16 protein-coding genes and 1 pseudogene are annotated in these 17473 nt (G+C 65.3%); 10 read left to right on the top strand and 7 right to left on the bottom strand.

What is annotated here, in order from left to right:
- Positions 1–90: 90 nt before the first annotated feature.
- The 6 genes and pseudogenes from rsmG to rpmH form a co-directional block, all read right to left on the bottom strand.
- A pseudogene (gene rsmG, locus B2869_RS06120) lies at positions 91–782 on the bottom strand (16S rRNA (guanine(527)-N(7))-methyltransferase RsmG).
- A complete protein-coding gene (locus B2869_RS06125) occupies positions 748–1239 on the bottom strand; it encodes a protein jag (protein WP_021201388.1) in 492 nt (163 codons plus the stop codon). Before B2869_RS06125 ends, rsmG begins: the two are co-directional and overlap by 35 nt.
- Positions 1236–2306 carry a membrane protein insertase YidC gene (yidC, locus tag B2869_RS06130; protein WP_021201387.1) on the bottom strand — a complete coding sequence of 357 codons (1071 nt, stop codon included), beginning with the start codon at positions 2304–2306 and terminating at the stop codon, positions 1236–1238. Before yidC ends, B2869_RS06125 begins: the two co-directional genes overlap by 4 nt.
- A 3-nt stretch (positions 2307–2309) precedes the next feature.
- Positions 2310–2660: a membrane protein insertion efficiency factor YidD gene (gene yidD, locus B2869_RS06135; protein ID WP_029259463.1), complete on the bottom strand. Its 351-nt coding sequence runs from the start codon at positions 2658–2660 to the stop codon at positions 2310–2312.
- Positions 2657–3013 carry a ribonuclease P protein component gene (gene rnpA, locus B2869_RS06140; RefSeq protein ID WP_021201385.1) on the bottom strand — a complete coding sequence of 119 codons (357 nt, stop codon included), beginning with the start codon at positions 3011–3013 and terminating at the stop codon, positions 2657–2659. Before rnpA ends, yidD begins: the two co-directional genes overlap by 4 nt.
- 6 nt (positions 3014–3019) lie before the next feature.
- Entirely contained in the window at positions 3020–3157 is a 138-nt protein-coding gene (rpmH, locus tag B2869_RS06145; protein ID WP_013584598.1) for a 50S ribosomal protein L34, read from the bottom strand.
- 439 nt (positions 3158–3596) lie between these two features.
- On the opposite strand from rpmH, the gene dnaA reads away from it, so the two are divergent.
- The 7 genes from dnaA (at position 3597) to B2869_RS06180 (ending at position 13504) form a co-directional block, all read left to right on the top strand.
- Entirely contained in the window at positions 3597–4865 is a 1269-nt protein-coding gene (gene dnaA / locus B2869_RS06150; RefSeq protein WP_372446043.1) for a chromosomal replication initiator protein DnaA, read from the top strand.
- A 497-nt stretch (positions 4866–5362) separates the two neighbouring features.
- Complete coding sequence (gene dnaN / locus B2869_RS06155; protein ID WP_021201384.1) at positions 5363–6505, top strand: DNA polymerase III subunit beta; 1143 nt, start codon at positions 5363–5365, stop codon at positions 6503–6505.
- 76 nt (positions 6506–6581) lie between these two features.
- The gene (recF, locus tag B2869_RS06160; protein ID WP_292763876.1) at positions 6582–7775 is read left to right on the top strand and encodes a DNA replication/repair protein RecF; all 1194 of its coding nucleotides are present in this window, start codon (positions 6582–6584) and stop codon (positions 7773–7775) included.
- Positions 7768–8316 (top strand): DUF721 domain-containing protein, encoded by a 549-nt coding sequence (locus B2869_RS06165; RefSeq protein ID WP_197020548.1) that lies wholly within the window; start codon positions 7768–7770, stop codon positions 8314–8316. The genes recF and B2869_RS06165 overlap by 8 nt, the downstream gene beginning before the upstream one ends.
- Positions 8317–8434: 118 nt before the next feature.
- Positions 8435–10504, top strand: coding sequence for a DNA topoisomerase (ATP-hydrolyzing) subunit B (gyrB, locus tag B2869_RS06170; RefSeq protein WP_021201381.1), 2070 nt, complete (start codon positions 8435–8437; stop codon positions 10502–10504).
- A 43-nt stretch (positions 10505–10547) separates the two neighbouring features.
- Positions 10548–13103 carry a DNA gyrase subunit A gene (gene gyrA / locus B2869_RS06175; RefSeq protein ID WP_021201380.1) on the top strand — a complete coding sequence of 852 codons (2556 nt, stop codon included), beginning with the start codon at positions 10548–10550 and terminating at the stop codon, positions 13101–13103.
- Entirely contained in the window at positions 13100–13504 is a 405-nt protein-coding gene (locus B2869_RS06180) for a DUF3566 domain-containing protein (protein ID WP_017829919.1), read from the top strand. The genes gyrA and B2869_RS06180 overlap by 4 nt, the downstream gene beginning before the upstream one ends.
- Before the next feature lie 71 nt (positions 13505–13575).
- Here B2869_RS06180 and B2869_RS06185 read toward each other — a convergent pair whose 3' ends face one another.
- Positions 13576–14286 (bottom strand): VIT1/CCC1 transporter family protein, encoded by a 711-nt coding sequence (locus B2869_RS06185; RefSeq protein WP_136024359.1) that lies wholly within the window; start codon positions 14284–14286, stop codon positions 13576–13578.
- Positions 14287–14411: 125 nt separating this feature from the next.
- Between B2869_RS06185 and B2869_RS06190 the strand changes: the two genes are divergently transcribed.
- From B2869_RS06190 to B2869_RS06200, 3 genes are read left to right on the top strand one after another with little or no spacing between them, the layout of a single operon-like run.
- Complete coding sequence (locus B2869_RS06190) at positions 14412–15680, top strand: sensor histidine kinase (protein WP_292763888.1); 1269 nt, start codon at positions 14412–14414, stop codon at positions 15678–15680.
- On the top strand, positions 15668–16357 hold the full coding sequence (locus tag B2869_RS06195) for a LuxR C-terminal-related transcriptional regulator (RefSeq protein ID WP_029268141.1): 690 nt from the start codon (positions 15668–15670) through the stop codon (positions 16355–16357). Before B2869_RS06190 ends, B2869_RS06195 begins: the two co-directional genes overlap by 13 nt.
- Positions 16354–17367 (top strand): hypothetical protein, encoded by a 1014-nt coding sequence (locus B2869_RS06200; RefSeq protein ID WP_292763893.1) that lies wholly within the window; start codon positions 16354–16356, stop codon positions 17365–17367. The genes B2869_RS06195 and B2869_RS06200 overlap by 4 nt, the downstream gene beginning before the upstream one ends.
- Positions 17368–17473 lie beyond the last annotated feature (106 nt).

Consider the following 17473-nt stretch of genomic DNA (forward strand, 5'->3'; position numbering starts at 1 on the left):
GGCTCGAGGCAAACTGGCCCCGACAGCACTACACAGAAAAGCGGGGTGTTTCACGTGAAACACCCCGCGTACCTGCGGAGATGGACGGACCTAACGAACGCGCGCGCGAACCACCCGGGTGGTCTCGGGGAGGATACCCTCCCCCAAGACCTCGACCCTTACATCCGTCAGACGGAACTTCTTGATCTGCTTCTGGGCCGCCTCGATCTCATTCGGTGCGTTCATCCCCTTGAGGAGAGCGAGTTCGCCGCCATCTCGAACCAGCGGAGCAGTCAACGGAACCAGGGTGCGCAGTGCGCTGACGGCGCGAGCAGTCACGACATCAAAGCCTTCCGCAGGACGTACATCCTCCGCACGCGATCGAAGAACGGTCACGTTCGAGAGCTCCAGTCCATCGACCTGCTCGTTGAGCCAGGTGACGCGTCGCTCCATCGGTTCAACAAGCGTCCACTGCACGTCCGGGCGGGCGATCGCGAGCACCAGGCCAGGAAGTCCGGCACCAGAGCCGATATCAGCGACGGAACCGTGAAAGAGGGGAGCAGCGATCACGCTGTTGAGGATGTGACGCGTCCATAGCCGTGGGAGCTCGAGTGGACCGATGAGGCCCCGCTCTTCCCCCTCGCGAGCGAGAGCTGAGGTGAACGAACGTGCCACATCGATGCGGTCTCCGAAGAGATCGGAAGCGACCGAGGGTTCCTGCTCCAGCTCACTCATGCCTGCCCCCGAAACGATGTTTCACGTGAAACATCAACGACGGCGAAGAACCGTGTGGCGGTCGGCACCCTCACCGTAGGACTCGGAGACCAGACCCCGTTCGGCAGCAATGTCATGCACCAGCTTGCGCTCGTAACTCGACATCGAAGGCAGGGACGCCTGGGACGAGCCCTCGTCGAGCTTCGCGGCGGCGGCATCGACCAACGTCTCCAACTGACGGCGACGGGTGTCGCGGGAGCCGGCGATGTCGAGGATCAGTCGAGAGAACGAACCGGTCTTGCTCTGCACCGCGAGACGCGTCAGTTCCTGCAGCGCCTGCACCGTATCCGGGGCGGAGAGCAACGCCAATGCATCTCCCTCGGCCTCGACCGAGACATAAGCGCGGCCCTGACGAACGTCGAGATTCAAGTCGCCATCGATGTCCGCGATGTCGAGGAGTTCCTCGAGATAGTCCGCAGCGACGTCGCCTTCGTTCTCGAGCTGAGCCACGGTGGGCTCGGTGCTGTCGGTCATGGTCTCGCTCATGAACCGCTCCCCTTCTTCTTCGCGCGCTTCTTGCCGACCGGCTGCTGACGCTTCGGTGCTTCCGCCTTGGCCTTCTCGGCCTCTTCGAGCAGACGCTGCTGCTCCGCCTCATAAGCGGCCATCGGGACGACCTTGCCCGAGGAATCGATGGCCTTGCCCTTGCGGGCGAGACGCTCCTCGCGAGCCTTGGCGGCTTCTGAACCGGGTGTCGGCATCTCGCGGATGACGAGGAACTGCTGGCCCATGGTCCAGAGGTTCGAGATGAACCAGTACACGACGACGCCCAGCGGGAAGAAGACACCGGAGAAGATGAAGCCCAGCGGCAGCACGTAGAGCATGATCTTCTGCATCTGGTACGCCTGGCCGGTCTTGGCCTCGGGCGACAGGTTCTTCGAGATGATCTGCAGCTGCGTGAAGAACTGCGAAGCGATCATGAGGACGACGAGCGTGACCAGGATGACGATCGCCGTGGTGTTCTTCGCATCGATCGCATTGCCGAGGTTCTCGTGCAGCGAGGCGACGCCGAACAGCTTGGCGTCGTAGAACTCCTTCGTCAGCTCCGGGCTCAGGAGCCCGACGCCACCACCACCTGCCTTCGCATGCTTGCTCACATCGCTCAGCACGCTGTACAGCGAGAAGAAGATCGGCATCTGCACCAGCAGAGGCAGACAACTCGACATCGGTGTCGTACCGTGCTTCTTGTACAGCGCCATGGTCTCGCGGCTCATGGCCTCGCGAGAGAGCTGATCCTTCTTGCCGCGGTACTTCTCCTGAACTTTTCGCAGTTCAGGAGCAATTTCCATCATCTTTCGCTGACTCTTGATCTGCTTCACGAAAAGCGGGATCAGAGCGGCACGGACCACAACGACGAGTCCGACGATCGACAGCACCCAGGTGATGCCGGATGCCGCAGGAAGCCCGACGGCGGTGAACAGCCAGTGCCAGGCGACGAGGATGAGCTCGACGACCCACTTGAGCGGCCACAGGATGGTGCCGATCAGATCGAACCCACCTGCCGCGGGTTCGGGGCTGGGAGTCGCACTGGCGAGCAGAAGGTCAAGACCCACCGATCAGTCCTTTCGGGAAGGGACGACGAAACCGTGTGCAGTCAGGTCGTAACGGAAGTGGTCGTGCGGACGGACATCATCGACGCCGCCGGTAGTCCAGGGGTTGCAGCGGAGGATGCGCCATGCCGAGAGCGCTGCTCCCTTCACTGCACCGTGCTGCTGCACCGCACCTACAGCGTAGGCGGAACAGCTGGGATAGTACGCACAGACATCTCCGTACATCGGGGAGATGACCTTGCGATACGCGGTGAGGAATCCCAGCACGAGATTGCGCGGGATCACCGGGATGCTGCGGATCAGGTCCTGCGCGTGCAACTGCGCGGTCCCGACAGACGAGGCTGGAAGCGCGGTCATGCCGACACCGCGGCAGGTGCCGGCGTCAGTCTGCCCAAGCAGCGCTCCACATCGGCTCGAAGCTCCGCGAAGGAGGCCGTGGCAGACGCAGGAAGGGCACGGATGACGACATCCGTGCCCTCGGGAACACCCGGGAGCGCCTCCGCACACACGGCTTTGAGCCGACGACGCACGGTGTTGCGCACCACAGCGGTGCCCACCTGCTTGCTGATGATGAATCCGAACCTTGCGGCTCTGCTCTCGCCCGTCGTCAGCATCGAGGTGATGACGCGCGCCCCGCCACAACGGGAACCACGGCGAACGACCAGACGATAGTCGCTCCCGCGGGTCAGCCGATACGGGCGGGCGAGCACAGCGGACTACGCAGAGAGCTCGGTGCGGCCCTTCGCGCGGCGTGCAGCGAGGATGCCGCGGCCTGCACGCGTACGCATGCGGGCACGGAAGCCGTGCTTCTTGGCGCGACGACGGTTGTTGGGCTGGAAGGTGCGCTTGCTCATGGAATCACTCCGGGAATGCTGCCACCGGGTTCACTTCGACCGGAGACATGGGGTACTGCCAAAAATGGCATAAGTCAACCAAGTAAGGGTACGTCTTACCGGCGCGCAGAGCAAATCTGCGCGCTCCTGTGGTGGTCTTCCGGTACGAACCGCACAGCCATTATCCACAACCCCGGGTCGGCCGGCAGCTGCAACACGCACGCGTGTTTTCAAGGGCAGGTTGCCGTTCACAGCCGGGATGACTACCGTGGCATCCTAAGTTATCCACAGGGGACACGGCACGTCGACCCCGCCTCGATCACTCGTCCGGAGCGTCATGTCATCACCTGCCCAGCCCGACGTCCCCATCTGGACCACGGTGCAGGAGCTTCTGGTCGACGACGATCGGGTCACGCCTCAGCTGCAGGGCTTCCTCAGTCTCGCTGTCCCGGCAGGGGTGATGTCGGCGACGCTGTATCTGGAAGTGCCGAACGATCTCACCGCGGCGCAGATCAACAAGCGCCTGCGGCTGCCGATCATGGAGGCTCTCTCGCACATCGGCGAAGAGGTCACGTCCTACCGCGTCGTCGTGAACCACGAGCTGGCAGAGCAGCAGACGGCGCCGATCGCGGTCGGCGACTTCGGGCGCCACGAGCAGGTGCGTGTCGAATCCCCCATGGAACAGCCGACCCAGCTACGCCACGAATCGCGCCTGAATCCGAAGTACACCTTCGACAACTTCGTGATCGGACAGTCCAACCGCTTCGCGCACGCGGCGGCCGTCGCGGTCGCCGAAGCGCCGGCCAAGGCCTACAACCCCCTCTTCATCTATGGAGACTCCGGTCTCGGGAAGACCCACCTCCTTCACGCCATCGGCGACTACGCGCAATCCCTCTACGCAGGGGTCAAGGTCCGCTACGTCTCGAGCGAGGAGTTCACGAACGACTTCATCAACTCGATCGCGAACAACCGCGGCGCCGCGTTCCAGGCGCGCTACCGCGACGTCGACATCCTCCTGATCGACGACATCCAGTTCCTGCAGGGACGCGCCGAGACGCAGGAAGCCTTCTTCCACACCTTCAACACGCTGCACGATCACAACAAGCAGGTCGTGATCACCAGCGACGTGGCCCCGAAGCACCTGACCGGGTTCGAGGACCGGATGCGCAGCCGCTTCGAGTGGGGTCTGATCACCGACGTGCAGGCGCCCGACCTCGAGACGCGTATCGCGATCCTCCGGAAGAAGGCGCAGAGCGAGGCCCTCCATATTCCCGACGAGGTACTCGAGTACATCGCGACCGTGGTGTCATCGAACATCCGCGAACTGGAGGGCGCACTCATCCGGGTGTCGGCCTTCGCGAGCCTGAACCGCTCCGCTCTCGACATCTCCCTGGCGCAGACCGTGCTCCGCGACATCATCGACACGGCCGAGGACAACATCATCTCGCCGACCGACATCATCACGGCGACTGCACAGTACTTCAAGCTCACGGTCGACGACCTCTACGGCTCCAGCCGGTCGCAGCAGATCGCGACCGCCCGCCAGATCGCGATGTACCTGTGTCGCGAGCGGACCAGTCTCTCCCTGCCGAAGATCGGACAGCTGTTCGGCAACCGCGACCACACCACGGTCATGTACGCGTACAAGAAGATCAGCGAGCTCATGAAGGAGCGCCGCTCCATCTACAACCAGGTCACCGAGATCACCACGCAGCTCGGACGACGCTGACACGCCGCGTCTCCGAGAAAAGGGGAGGACAGCACCTGAACCCGTGCCGTCCTCCCCTTTTTTGTGAGCCCGACAGGGATTCTGATCGTCGGATAGATGCCTCTATGCACATGTGGATAACTTGTGGATGACCGTGGATTCCATCGGGACGAATGTGGGCTGATCACCCAAACCTGTGGATAACTCGGGGAGGGCCATCACCGACCGGAAAGCCCGGAACCCGCGGATTCCTCAGGGTTTCCACAACTGACAACTGTGTAGTTCCCTACTCGCCACTGCTATCCACCGAGTTATCCACAGTATCCACAGCTGTTAACACCGTTAAGGAGTTAAGTCATTCAAGGCGCGATCCGATCACCAGACGGTGGGGACAACCGGTCGACCGAATGACAGGAACCTCGGCGTAGGGATACGCCAGACTGTGGGGCTAGCATGGGAAGCCCTGCACCGGCAGGGCCGACGACAACGCGTCACAGTTCGACGACAAGGGAGCACCCGTGAGGTTTCAGGTCAACCGCGATGTCTTCAGCGAGGCTGTCTCGTTCGTCGTCAAGCTTCTGCCGCAGCGCAATCCTCAGCCGATCCTCGCCGGCGTCCTGATCGAAGCCGATGGTTCCGGTCTGACGCTCTCGGCATTCGACTACGAGGCTTCCGCCCGCACCACCATCGAGGCGACGGTCGAGACCCCGGGAACGATCCTGGTGCACGGCCGGCTTCTCTCGGACATCGCCAGCCGACTTCCGAACGCTCCGATCGAGATCGCCGTCGAGGAAGACGGGGGCATCGCGGTCACCTGCGGCTCCGCACGGTTCACCCTCGCAGCCATGCCTGTCGAGGAATACCCCTCGATCCCCGAGGTGACCGGTTCGTCCGGTGTGGTCCCGGCCGACGACTTCGGCACGGCGATCGCCCAGGTCGGATTCGCTGCGTCGCGTGACGACGTGACTCCTGTGCTCACGGGTGTGCAGCTCGAGGTCTCGGGACACACCCTGAGCCTCGTCGCGACCGACCGTTACCGCGTCTCGCTGCGGGATGTGCCGTGGGACGGCGAGGCCGTCGAAGCCACTGCCCTGGTCCCTGCCCGCACTCTGCTCGAGGTCGGCAAGACCTTCGGACACGCCGGCACGATCCAGGTGGCGTTCTCCGGAGCGGGCGACCGAGAGATCATCGCCTTCACCGCGGGCAACAAGACCGTCACTTCTCTGCTGATCAAGGGCAATTTCCCGCCCGTGCGCCGGCTGTTCCCCGAGCAGACGGACCACTATGCGGTCGTGAACACCGCAGACCTCGTGGAGGCCGTTCGCCGAGTCTCGCTGGTGCTCGACCGTGCTGCTCCCCTGCGTTTCACGTTCTCGAACGACAGTGTGACGATGGACGCCTCCGGCGGAGACCATGCACGCGCATCCGAGTCGGTCGACGCGATCCTCTCCGGTGGCGATGAGGTCACGCTGGGCCTGAACCCGCAGTACCTGATCGAGGCGCTCGGCGCCGTCAAGAGCGAGTTCGTCCGTGTCACGTTCACATCGAGCGACAACGCCAACAAGCTCAGCCCGGTGCTCATCACGAGCCAGACCTCGGTCGACCAGGCGGGTCTCGACTCGTTCAAGTACCTGCTTCAGCCGAACCTCCTCCTGCGCTGATCTTCTCCGCTTCCTCCATACCCGGAACGTTCCCCGGGAAATACGGACTGTCAGACCCCGAAGGTAGGCTGACTCCGTGATTGTGGAGCACCTGAGTCTGGTCGATTTCCGCAATTACGCGACCGCTGAACTCACCCTCCACCGCGGACCGAACGTGCTCGTCGGGCGCAACGGTCAGGGAAAGACGAATCTGGCCGAAGCCGTGGTGTTCCTCGCCACGCTCGGTTCGCACCGGGTGTCGTCTGATGCGCCGATGGTCCGCGATGGCCAGGAGTTCGCGGTGATCCGTGCCCGACTGTCGCACGGAGAACGTCGTGTGCTCGCCGAGATCCAGGTGAACAGGCAGGGATCCAACAAGGCTCGCATCAACGGATCGCCGTCGAAGCCGAACGAACTCCCCCGCTACGCGCACGTCGTGCTGTTCGCTCCGGAAGACCTGCAGATCGTGAGGGGGGACCCCTCCGCTCGGCGCCGCTTCACCGATCAGCTCCTCATCCAGCGCACGCCGAGGCTCGCCGCAGTGCTCGCCGACTACGACCGCGTCCTGAAGCAGCGCAATGCGCTGCTGAAGTCGGCGCGTGCCCGCGGCGTTCGCGGCGAAGGTCTGAGCACTCTGGACGTCTGGGACGACAAGCTGGTCTCCCTCGGATCGGAGATCATCACCGCCCGCCAGCGCCTGGCGGCGGATCTGCAGCAGCCCGTGGCCGATGCCTACGAGGCGATCGCCGGTGCAGATCATCGTCCCCAGCTGGAATGGGCGCTCTCGGTGGGCGGCGGAGACCCCGAAGAGGGGGAAGAGGGAGCGGAAGGTGCCGAGACGGGGCCGTCCGGAGACAGACTCACCGATCCGATTCGTATCGCCGAGGTGTTCCGCGCATCCCTCGCGGCGAAGCGATCGAAAGAACTCGATCGCGGACTGACCCTCACCGGGCCGCACCGAGACGACCTGGTGCTGCGGGTCCGCGACCTCCCGGTCAAGGGATACGCATCCCACGGGGAGTCGTGGTCGGTGGCTCTCGCCCTGCGGCTCGCGTCGGCCGAGCTGCTCCGCAGCGAATCTCCCGCCGGCGATCCGGTGCTCATCCTCGACGACGTCTTCGCAGAACTCGACGCCGATCGGCGTCAGCGGTTGGCGGCCTTGACCGCCGGTTATGAGCAAGTGGTGGTCACGGCAGCGGTGGAGGAGGATATCCCCGAGGTGCTGCATGCCCACGTGGTACGGATCAGCGCCGGAACCATCAGCGACGAGCGGGAGGCGACGGATGACTGACGCGGCACGCCATCCGTCCGCTTCGAGCCCCTCGGCATCGACTCCGGACACTCCCCCTCCGGTGGCCGATGTTCCCGAGACGATCGGCACCTATCTGCGGCTGCGCGGGCTGCAGCCGAGTTCCAAGAGCTGGAAACGCAAGCGACGCATCGCGACCGACGACGACAACGCACCCTTCACGCCCGGGCGAGACCCCGGCGCGCTCGGTGCGGTGCTCGACAAGCTGAGTCGTGACTCGGGCTGGCAGATCACCCTCGCGCGAGAAGATCTCGTGCGCCAATGGGCTGATCTCGCCGGCGCAGACACCGCGAAGCACTCCGAACCCGTCTCCCTGGAGCGCGGCCTGCTCACCGTGAAGTGCGACTCGACCGCGTGGGCGAAGAACCTGCAGTTCATGCGGGCGACGATTCTCACCGAGATCGGCCGACGGTATCCCGATGCGGGCGTCGAGAACCTCCGCTTCATCGGACCGGACGTTCCCTCGTGGAAATGGGGTCCCAGAGCCGTTCCAGGACGGGGCCCGCGCGATACCTACGGGTAGGGCACCACGCGAGGGGGTCGAAAGGCTCAGAGGCCCACACACGGCCGTTGAGCGGCATTTCCCGATGAAACTCCGCTAGAATGGGAGTTCGTGATATCGATGTGGAGAATGCCCTCTGATGACGCCTGAATCCCCTGCTGACGAGACGGAATCGAACACCGGGGGAACCCCCGCAACCGAGGGCACCATCGCACCCAAGGCGAAGCAGCCTGGTGAGTACGGTGCGGATTCGATCCAGATCCTCGAAGGCCTCGAAGCCGTGCGCAAGCGCCCCGGTATGTACATCGGGTCCACCGGGCCTCGAGGACTCCACCACCTGGTCTACGAGATCGTCGACAACTCCGTCGATGAGGCACTGGCCGGTTACGCCGACACGATCTTCGTGACGATGCTCGCCGACGGCGGTGTGCGCGTCGTCGACAACGGTCGCGGTATCCCCGTCGACCCGCACTCGTCCGACCCCAACAAGTCGACGGTCGAGGTCGTGCTCACCATCCTGCACGCCGGTGGAAAGTTCGGCGGTGGCGCCTACGCCGTCTCCGGTGGTCTGCACGGTGTCGGCTCCTCCGTCGTGAACGCGCTGTCGACGCGCTTCGACGTCGAGGTCAAGCAGAAGGGCTTCGTCTGGCGGCACAGCTTCGCCGACGGCGGTATCCCCCAGCAGAAGCTCGAGAAGGGCGAAGCGACCGAAGAGACCGGAACGAGCATCACGTTCTGGCCGGACGCCTCGATCTTCACCGAGACGATCGAGTTCGAGTACGACACCCTCCGTACGCGGTTCCAGCAGATGGCGTTCCTCAACAAAGGCCTTCGCATCGAGCTGCGCGACGAGCGGGAGTCCTCCGCCTACGAGGTGGAGGAAGACGGGGCCACCGTCACCAAGCAGCCCGGCGACGTGTTCTTCTACGAACGGGGTCTCGTCGACTACGTCGAGTACCTCAACAAGGTGCGTCACGCCGAAGTCGTCAACGACGAGATCATCGCGTTCGAATCGGAGGACACCGAGCGCAAGATCTCGCTCGAGGTCGCGATGCAGTGGACCACGTCGTACACCGAGAACGTGTTCACCTATGCGAACACGATCAACACCCACGAGGGTGGAACGCACGAGGAGGGCTTCCGCGCGGCGCTGACCACCCTGGTCAACAAGTACGCCCGCGCGAACAACCTGCTCAAGGAGAAGGACGACAACCTCTCCGGCGACGACGTGCGCGAGGGCCTGACGGCGGTCATCTCGATCAAGCTCGGCGAACCGCAGTTCGAGGGCCAGACGAAGACCAAGCTCGGCAACACCGAGGCCAAGGCGTTCGTGCAGAAGGTCGTCGGCGATCAGCTCGGGGACTGGTTCGAGCGCAACCCGAACCAGGCGAAGAACGTCATCCGCAAGGCGATCGACGCCGCGACCGCTCGCCTCGCCGCCCGCAAGGCGCGCGAGACCGCCCGCCGCAAGAGCGTCTTCGAGTCGGCCGCCATGCCGGACAAGCTCAAGGACTGCACGAGCAAGGACCCGTCCATCAGTGAGATCTTCCTGGTGGAGGGTGACTCGGCCGGTGGCTCCGCCGTGCAGGGTCGCGACCCGCACACGCAGGCGATCCTGGCGCTGCGAGGGAAGATCCTCAACGTCGAGCGCGCGCGTCTCGACAAGGCCCTGGGCAACAAGGAAGTCCAGGCGATGATCCAGGCCTTCGGCACGGGCATCGGCGAAGAGTTCGACATCGAGAAGGCGCGCTATCACAAGATCGTGCTGATGGCCGATGCCGACGTCGATGGCCAGCACATCACCACGCTGCTGCTGACGTTGCTCTTCCGCTACATGCGCGGTCTGATCGAGGCCGGCTTCGTGTACCTCGCGATGCCGCCGCTGTACCGCCTGAAGTGGTCCAACTCCGCGCACGAGTACGTGTTCAGCGACGCCGAGCGCGATGCCTTGCTCAAGCACGGCATCGACAACGGCAAGCGGATCCCGAAGGACGCCGGCATCCAGCGGTACAAGGGTCTCGGTGAGATGAACCCGAAGGAGCTGTGGGAGACGACGATGGATCACACCACGCGCACCCTGCAGCAGATCACCATCGAGGATGCCGCCGCGGCCGACGAGATCTTCAGCGTGCTGATGGGCGAGGACGTCGAGTCCCGACGCAGCTTCATCCAGCGCAACGCCAAGGACGTCCGCTTCCTCGACATCTGATGCCCGCGGGCTCAGACCAGATGTGTGACAGAGAGATTGATTCATGACTGACGAAGAACGCACCGAGCCGGAACACGATCACGGCAAGATCGATCAGGTCGACCTGCAGTCGGAGATGCAGCGCAGCTACCTCGACTACGCGATGGCCGTCATCGTGGGGCGCGCGCTCCCCGATGTGCGCGACGGGCTCAAGCCCGTACACCGCCGTGTGATCTACGGCATGTACGACGGCGGCTTCCGCCCCGACAAGTCGTTCTCGAAGTGCGCCCGTGTGGTGGGCGAGGTCATGGGCCAGTACCACCCGCACGGCGACTCGGCGATCTACGACGCCCTCGTGCGACTGGTGCAGCCGTGGTCGCTGCGGTATCCGCTGGCTCTCGGCCAGGGCAACTTCGGGTCCCCGGGCAACATGGGCGCGGCAGCCCCGCGATACACCGAGACCAAGATGGCCCCGCTCGCGCTCGAGATGGTGCGCGACATCGAAGAAGACACCGTCGACTTCACCGACAACTACGACGGCCAGACGCAGGAGCCGACGGTCCTCCCGGCCCGCTTCCCGAACCTGCTCGTCAACGGCTCGGTCGGTATCGCGGTCGGCATGGCCACGAACATCCCCCCGCACAACCTGCGCGAGGTGTCCGATGCGGCGCTCTGGGCACTCGACAACCCCGGCATCTCCCGTGAGGAGCTGCTCGAAGGTCTCATCCAGCGCGTCCCCGGTCCCGACTTCCCGACCGGTGCGCAGATCCTCGGCACCAAGGGCATCCACGAGGCGTACCGCACGGGTCGCGGCTCGATCACGATGCGTGCGGTCGTCAACGTCGAGGAGATCCAGGGCCGCACCTGCCTCGTCATCACCGAGCTGCCGTACCAGGTGAACCCCGACAACGTGGCGGTGAAGATCGGCGACCTCGCCCGTGACGGCAAGATCACCGGTATCGCCGACATCCGCGATGAGTCGTCGGACCGCACGGGTCAGCGTCTGGTCGTCGTGCTCAAGCGCGACGCGGTCGCGAAGGTCGTGCTGAACAACCTCTACAAGCACACGCAGCTGCAGGAGAACTTCGGCGCGAACATGCTCGCGATCGTCGACGGCGTGCCGCGCACCCTCGCGATCGACGGTTTCATCACGCACTGGATCTCCCACCAGATCGACGTGATCGTCCGCCGCACCGAGTTCCGTCTGCGCGAGGCCGAGAAGCGCATGCACATCCTGCGCGGATATCTGAAGGCGCTCGACGCCCTCGACGAGGTCATCGCGCTCATCCGCCGCTCGCAGACCACGGCGGATGCGAACGAGGGACTCCAGAAGCTCCTCGACATCGACGAGATCCAGGCCGACGCGATCCTGCAGATGCAGCTGCGCCGTCTCGCGGCTCTCGAGCGTCAGAAGATCATCGATCAGGCGAACGAGCTCGAAGCGCAGATCACCGATTACAAGGCGATCCTGGCCGACGAGGGTCGTCAGCGCACGATCATCCGCGAAGAACTGACGGGCATCGTCGACCGCTTCGGCGACGAGCGTCGCACGCACATCCTGCACGGCTTCGACGGCGATGTCTCGATGGAAGACCTCATCGCCGAAGAGGAGATGGTCGTCACCGTCACGCGCGAGGGGTACATCAAGCGCACGCGCAGCGACAACTACCGTTCTCAGCACCGTGGCGGCAAGGGCGTCAAGGGTGCGCAGTTGCGCGCGAACGACATCGTCGAGCACTTCTTCGTGACGACCACGCACCACTGGCTGCTGTTCTTCACCGACAAGGGGCGCGTCTACCGCGCGAAGACCTACGAGGTGCCCGAGGCCGGACGCGACGCGAAGGGCATGCACGTCGCGAACCTGCTCGCCCTGCAGCCGGACGAGAACATCGCCCAGGTGCTCGACATCCGCGACTACCAGGTGGCCGACTACCTGGTGCTGGCTACCCGTGAGGGCCTCGTCAAGAAGACGCGACTCGAGGCGTACGACACCAACCGTCAGGGCGGCGTCATCGCGATCCGTCTGAACGACGAGGACGAACTCGTCAGCGCATTGCTCGTGAACGCCGAGGACGACATCCTCCTCATCAGCCGCCGCGGCATGTCGGTGCGCTTCGAGGCGACCGATGAGGCCCTGCGGCCGATGGGTCGGGCGACAGCCGGTGTCCGCGGCATGAAGTTCAAGATCGACGAGGACTGCCTGCTCTCGGCATCCGTCGCAGCGCCGGGCAAGTTCGTCTTCGTCGTGACCGACGGAGGCTACGCGAAGCGCACCGCGGTGGAGGAATATCGGGTGCAGGGGCGCGGCGGAACAGGCATCAAGGTCGCCAAGCTCAACGACGATCGGGGCACTCTCGCAGGTGGTCTGATCGTCTCCGAGGACGACGAGGTCTTGGTGGTTCTCTCCAGCGGCAAGGTGGTACGCTCTGCCGTGGCCGAGGTCCCCGCCAAGGGTCGAGACACCATGGGAGTGGTGTTCGCCCGGACGACGGAGGCCGATCGCATCCTCGCCATCGCCCGTAACGGTGAGCGTGGCCTCGCCGAAGACGAGGCGGATGCGGAGGATGCCGAGACCCAGGCCCCCGAGACGACACCGACCCCCGAGGATACAGACGCATGAGCACAGTGGCCGACAAGCTGGCGAAGAAGTCGACCCGCAAGACCAGCGGCAAGCAGGTACGCCTCCGACTGGTCTACGTGGACTTCTGGTCGGCCGTGAAGCTCTCGTTCCTCGGAGCGGTGGCCCTCGCGGTCGTCACGATGGTCTCGTTCTTCCTCATCTTCCTGGTGTTCCAGGCGACGGGGATCATGACCACGGCGGAGAGCTTCCTGCTCGGCATCACCGACAACACGTTCGTGCTCTCCGAGGTCGTCGGACTTCCGCAGGTGATGGCGTTCGCGGCGGTTGTCGCGATCCTGAACCTCATCGTCTTCACGGTGCTCGGCGCCGTCGTCGCGGGAATCTACAACCTCGCAGTGAAGGTCACGGGCGGACTGCTCGTCGGCTTCATGTCGAACTGATCCTCGGAACGGATCAGACGAAGGGCGGATGCTGCGGCATCCGCCCTTCGCCGTTTCTCTTCGCGTTTTCTCTAGACGACGCCCGTCGTGCCGAGAAGCGTGCCGATGAGCCAGGTCGCCGCCAGGGCGAGCCCGCCACCGATCACCAGTCGAACCGATGCCCGCACGGGCGCCGAACCTCCGATCTTCGCGGACAGTGTTCCCGTGACGGCCAGGGCGAGGAGGACGGCGACGAAGGTCACCGGAACCCGCCACTCCGGCGGCGGAAGGAGGATGGCGAGCAAGGGCAGCAGCGCGCCGAGGGTGAAAGCGATCGCCGACGACATCGCCGCATGCCAGGGATTGACGAGGTCGTCCTGGTCGATGCCGAGTTCGACCTCCAGGTGCGCGGCGAGGGCATCGTGCGCGGTGAGCTCTTCGGCCACCTGTCGCGCCGTCTCGTCCGAGAGCCCCCTCTCGCGATAGAGCTGCGTGAGTTCATCGAGCTCCACAGCGGGCATCGTGCGCAGCTCCTCGCTCTCTTTCGCGATGAGGGCGCGTTCGCTGTCTCGCTGACTGCTCACCGAGACGTACTCCCCGAGGGCCATGGAGATGGCTCCGCCGACCAGGCCGGCGATACCCGCCGTGAGGAGCGCCGCGTTGTCGGTCGTGGCACCGGCGACCCCGACCACGAGGGAGGCGACCGAGACGATGCCGTCGTTCGCTCCGAGAACTCCCGCACGCAGCCAGTTCAGTCGCTGACCGAGACCGGCACCGTGCGGTTCACCTTCATGCGCTGTCATGCCCCCAGTGAAGCAGACGGTGGCAGGAGAAGGAGGAAGTCCGCGACGGGCATTACGGAAAACCCGAAGTCGAGTGTCCGGTTGACTCGGTATCGAGCCCATCCGGCCCGCCGTACCTTGGAACCATGACCACTCAGACTGCGACTCCGACTCCCGCAACGGCGGTGAAGCCGCCGTTGCGCATCTTCCTCACGATCCTGCATCTGGCAGGTGTCGGCATCCTCGGTGGTGCCATCTTCGGCATGCTCGGCGGGCTCCTCGGCACGGGCCTCGGACTTCTCTTCGCCGCCGGTATCGGGCTCATCATGCTGGTGGGACTGGTCTACGCGCTCTACGGTGTGGGCTGGTTCGAGGTCGCTCGTGTCGGTGCGCTGTACCGCACGCCGATCGCACCGCTGCGTCTGCAGCCGCGCGACCGTCCCGGCTTCGTCGGTTGGTTGCGAGCTCTCGGGCGCCAGGCCATCGACGGGCGCATGTGGCGCGCGGTCGCGAACTTCGCCATCTCTGCGCTTCTCGGCTGGCTGGTGCTCCGCCTGTTCTGGGGTCTGGTGTGGTCGATCATCATCTCGTTCGCTCCCCTCACCGCGGCGGATTCGGTCATGGGACCGTTCGGTGGGGGAGGCATCCCTGTCGCATGGGCGCCGCTGATCGGCATCTTGGGAATCGCGGCCTGCGTCGTCGGGACCATCGGCTTGGCGCTGCTGCACCGCACGCTCTCGCTCGCGATCGTGATCCGCAGCAAGGAGACCGAGCTCACCGAGCGCGTGCGCACCTCGACCGCGCAGCGGGAGGGCGCCGTGCGCGCCGCCGACGTGGAGCGCACCCGCATCGAGCGCGACCTGCACGACGGTGTCCAGCCCCGACTCGTGTCGGTCGGCATGACGCTCGGCCTCGCGCAGCAGAAGATCGACAACGATCCCGAGGCCGCGAAGGAGCTCATCAACGAGGCGCACACCTCGACCAAGGCGGCCATCACCGAGCTGCGTCAGCTGGCTCGGGGCATCCACGCCTCGGTGCTCGATGACAGAGGCCTCGACGCTGCACTGTCGGCACTCGCTGGACGCTCGCACATCCCCGTACACCTGGATGTGCGCATGGACGGGCGATGCAGTCGCGAGGCCGAGGCTGCCGTGTACTTCTCGATCGCCGAGTCGCTGACCAACGCGGCGAAGCACTCGAGAGCGAGCGAAGCCCGCGTGATCGTGCGGCTTCGAGAGGGCAACGCGCTCTGGGCACGCGTCGAGGACAACGGCATCGGCGGCGCTCAGGTGCAGCCCGGCGGCGGGCTCGACGGCATCGCGAATCGCATCCTGGCCGCAGGGGGAACCTTCCGCCTCGACAGTCCGCAGGGCGGACCGACCAGCCTGGAGGTGAACGTACCGTGCGCATCCTGATCTGCGAGGACTCGGTCCTCCTGCGCGAGGGCCTGGTCCGTCTGCTCGAAGACGCCGGCCATGAGGTGGTCGCCGCCCTCCCCGACATCGAGGGTCTCGACCGGGCCGTCGCCACCACGACGCCCGACCTGTGCATCCTGGACGTGCGTCTCCCCCCGACGTTCACCGATGAAGGCATCCGGGCCGCTCTCGGTCTGCGCTCGACGCATCCGTCTCTCGCGATCCTGGTGCTCTCGCAATACGTCGAAGAGCGGTATGCGTCGGATCTGATCGCGGCGCAGGGTGGGCCCCTCGGCTACCTGCTCAAGGATCGAGTCGCCGACGTCTCCGAGTTCCTCGCCTCGGTGCAGCGGATCTCCGAGGGCGCCACCGTGCTCGACCCCGAGGTCGTCGCCCAGCTGCTGACGCGCCGCAACCGCGACGATCGGATGCTGCGGCTCACGGAACGCGAGCGCACCGTGCTCGCACTGATCGCCGAGGGCAAGTCGAACCAGGCGATCGCGGGGCTGCTGTTCCTCTCCGAGGCGAGTGTCGAGAAGCACATCACCTCCATCTTCCAGAAGTTGGGCTTCGAGCAGGACGAGGCGGGAAACCGTCGCGTGCTCGCCGCCCTTGCACACATCGAGAACACCGGCGGCCCGACGCCGCCGACAGGCCAGACAGGAGTGGCACGATGACCACCGACAACAACGGCGCCCCGGGCGAGCACACCCCACTCACCCCGCCGCCGGCCTCCCCGCCGCAAGGACCGGCCCCGCAGGCGGGTCCGTCCTCTCCTTCCTCTTCCACTCCTGCCGCGCCTTCTCCTGCCGCGCCTTCTCCTGGCGCGTCCACTCCTTCCGCGCCCGCCAACGGGCGCACTCCAGGGGCGACGCCCNNCGGCCCCACTCCAGGGGCGACCGCGGTCATGGTGGTGACCGCGGTGGTCGGGGGGATCGCGCTTCTCGGGGCCGGCGGCACGGCTGCTGCCGCGGCGGCCGGGACCATCGTGTCGTCGAGTCGTCCGGACTCCGTGCAGAGCGTGGACGTCGAGGGGCTCGACAGCATCGACCTCGCCGCCGATGCCAGCAGCATGCGGGTCGAGTTCGGCGACGTCGACGAGGCCACACTCGCCATCACGAACGGGCGCGGTACACCGTGGACGTTCGAACGCGACGGCGACGAGCTGGTCGTCCGGAGTCCACAAGGAGTGTTCGGGTGGTGGATCGGCGGCTGGTTCGGCGATGAGGAGATCGCCGTGCTCACGCTCCCGGAGAGTCTTCGCGACGCAGGACTCGACGCCGACCTGAACCTCGATGCGGGCAGCCTCGACGTGAACGGCGACTTCGGTGTGCTCGATGTCAGCGTCAACGCCGGAGCGCTCGACGTCGAAGGGGCCGCGAAGGAACTCGATGTGCAGATGAGCGCCGGCCGCGCCGACATCCTCCTCGACGGCGTCTCCCAGGCGGACCTCGGCGTCTCTGCCGGCGATCTCACGGTCGAGCTCACGGGTACTCCCCCGACCCGGACGGCGATCGACGTGAGCGCCGGCACCCTCGATCTGACCGTTCCCGACGTGGAGTACGCGATCTCTCAAGAGATCAGCGCGGGCACGCTGAATGCCGAGGTCGACGAGGCTTCGAGCGCGCGGAGGACGATCGAGGTCTCGCTGTCGGCCGGCACCGCCACCATCCGACCGGGCCGCTGAACACGCTCGAGGGGGAGGACACTCCCGGGTGCTCCCCCTCGATTCGGATTTTCGGTATTTCTCCGGTAAAGTCTTGGAGGTTGACGGGGCTATAGCTCAGGCGGTT

The organism is Microbacterium sp. UBA3486, from assembly GCF_002377845.1.
GTDB lineage: Bacteria > Actinomycetota > Actinomycetes > Actinomycetales > Microbacteriaceae > Microbacterium > Microbacterium maritypicum_A.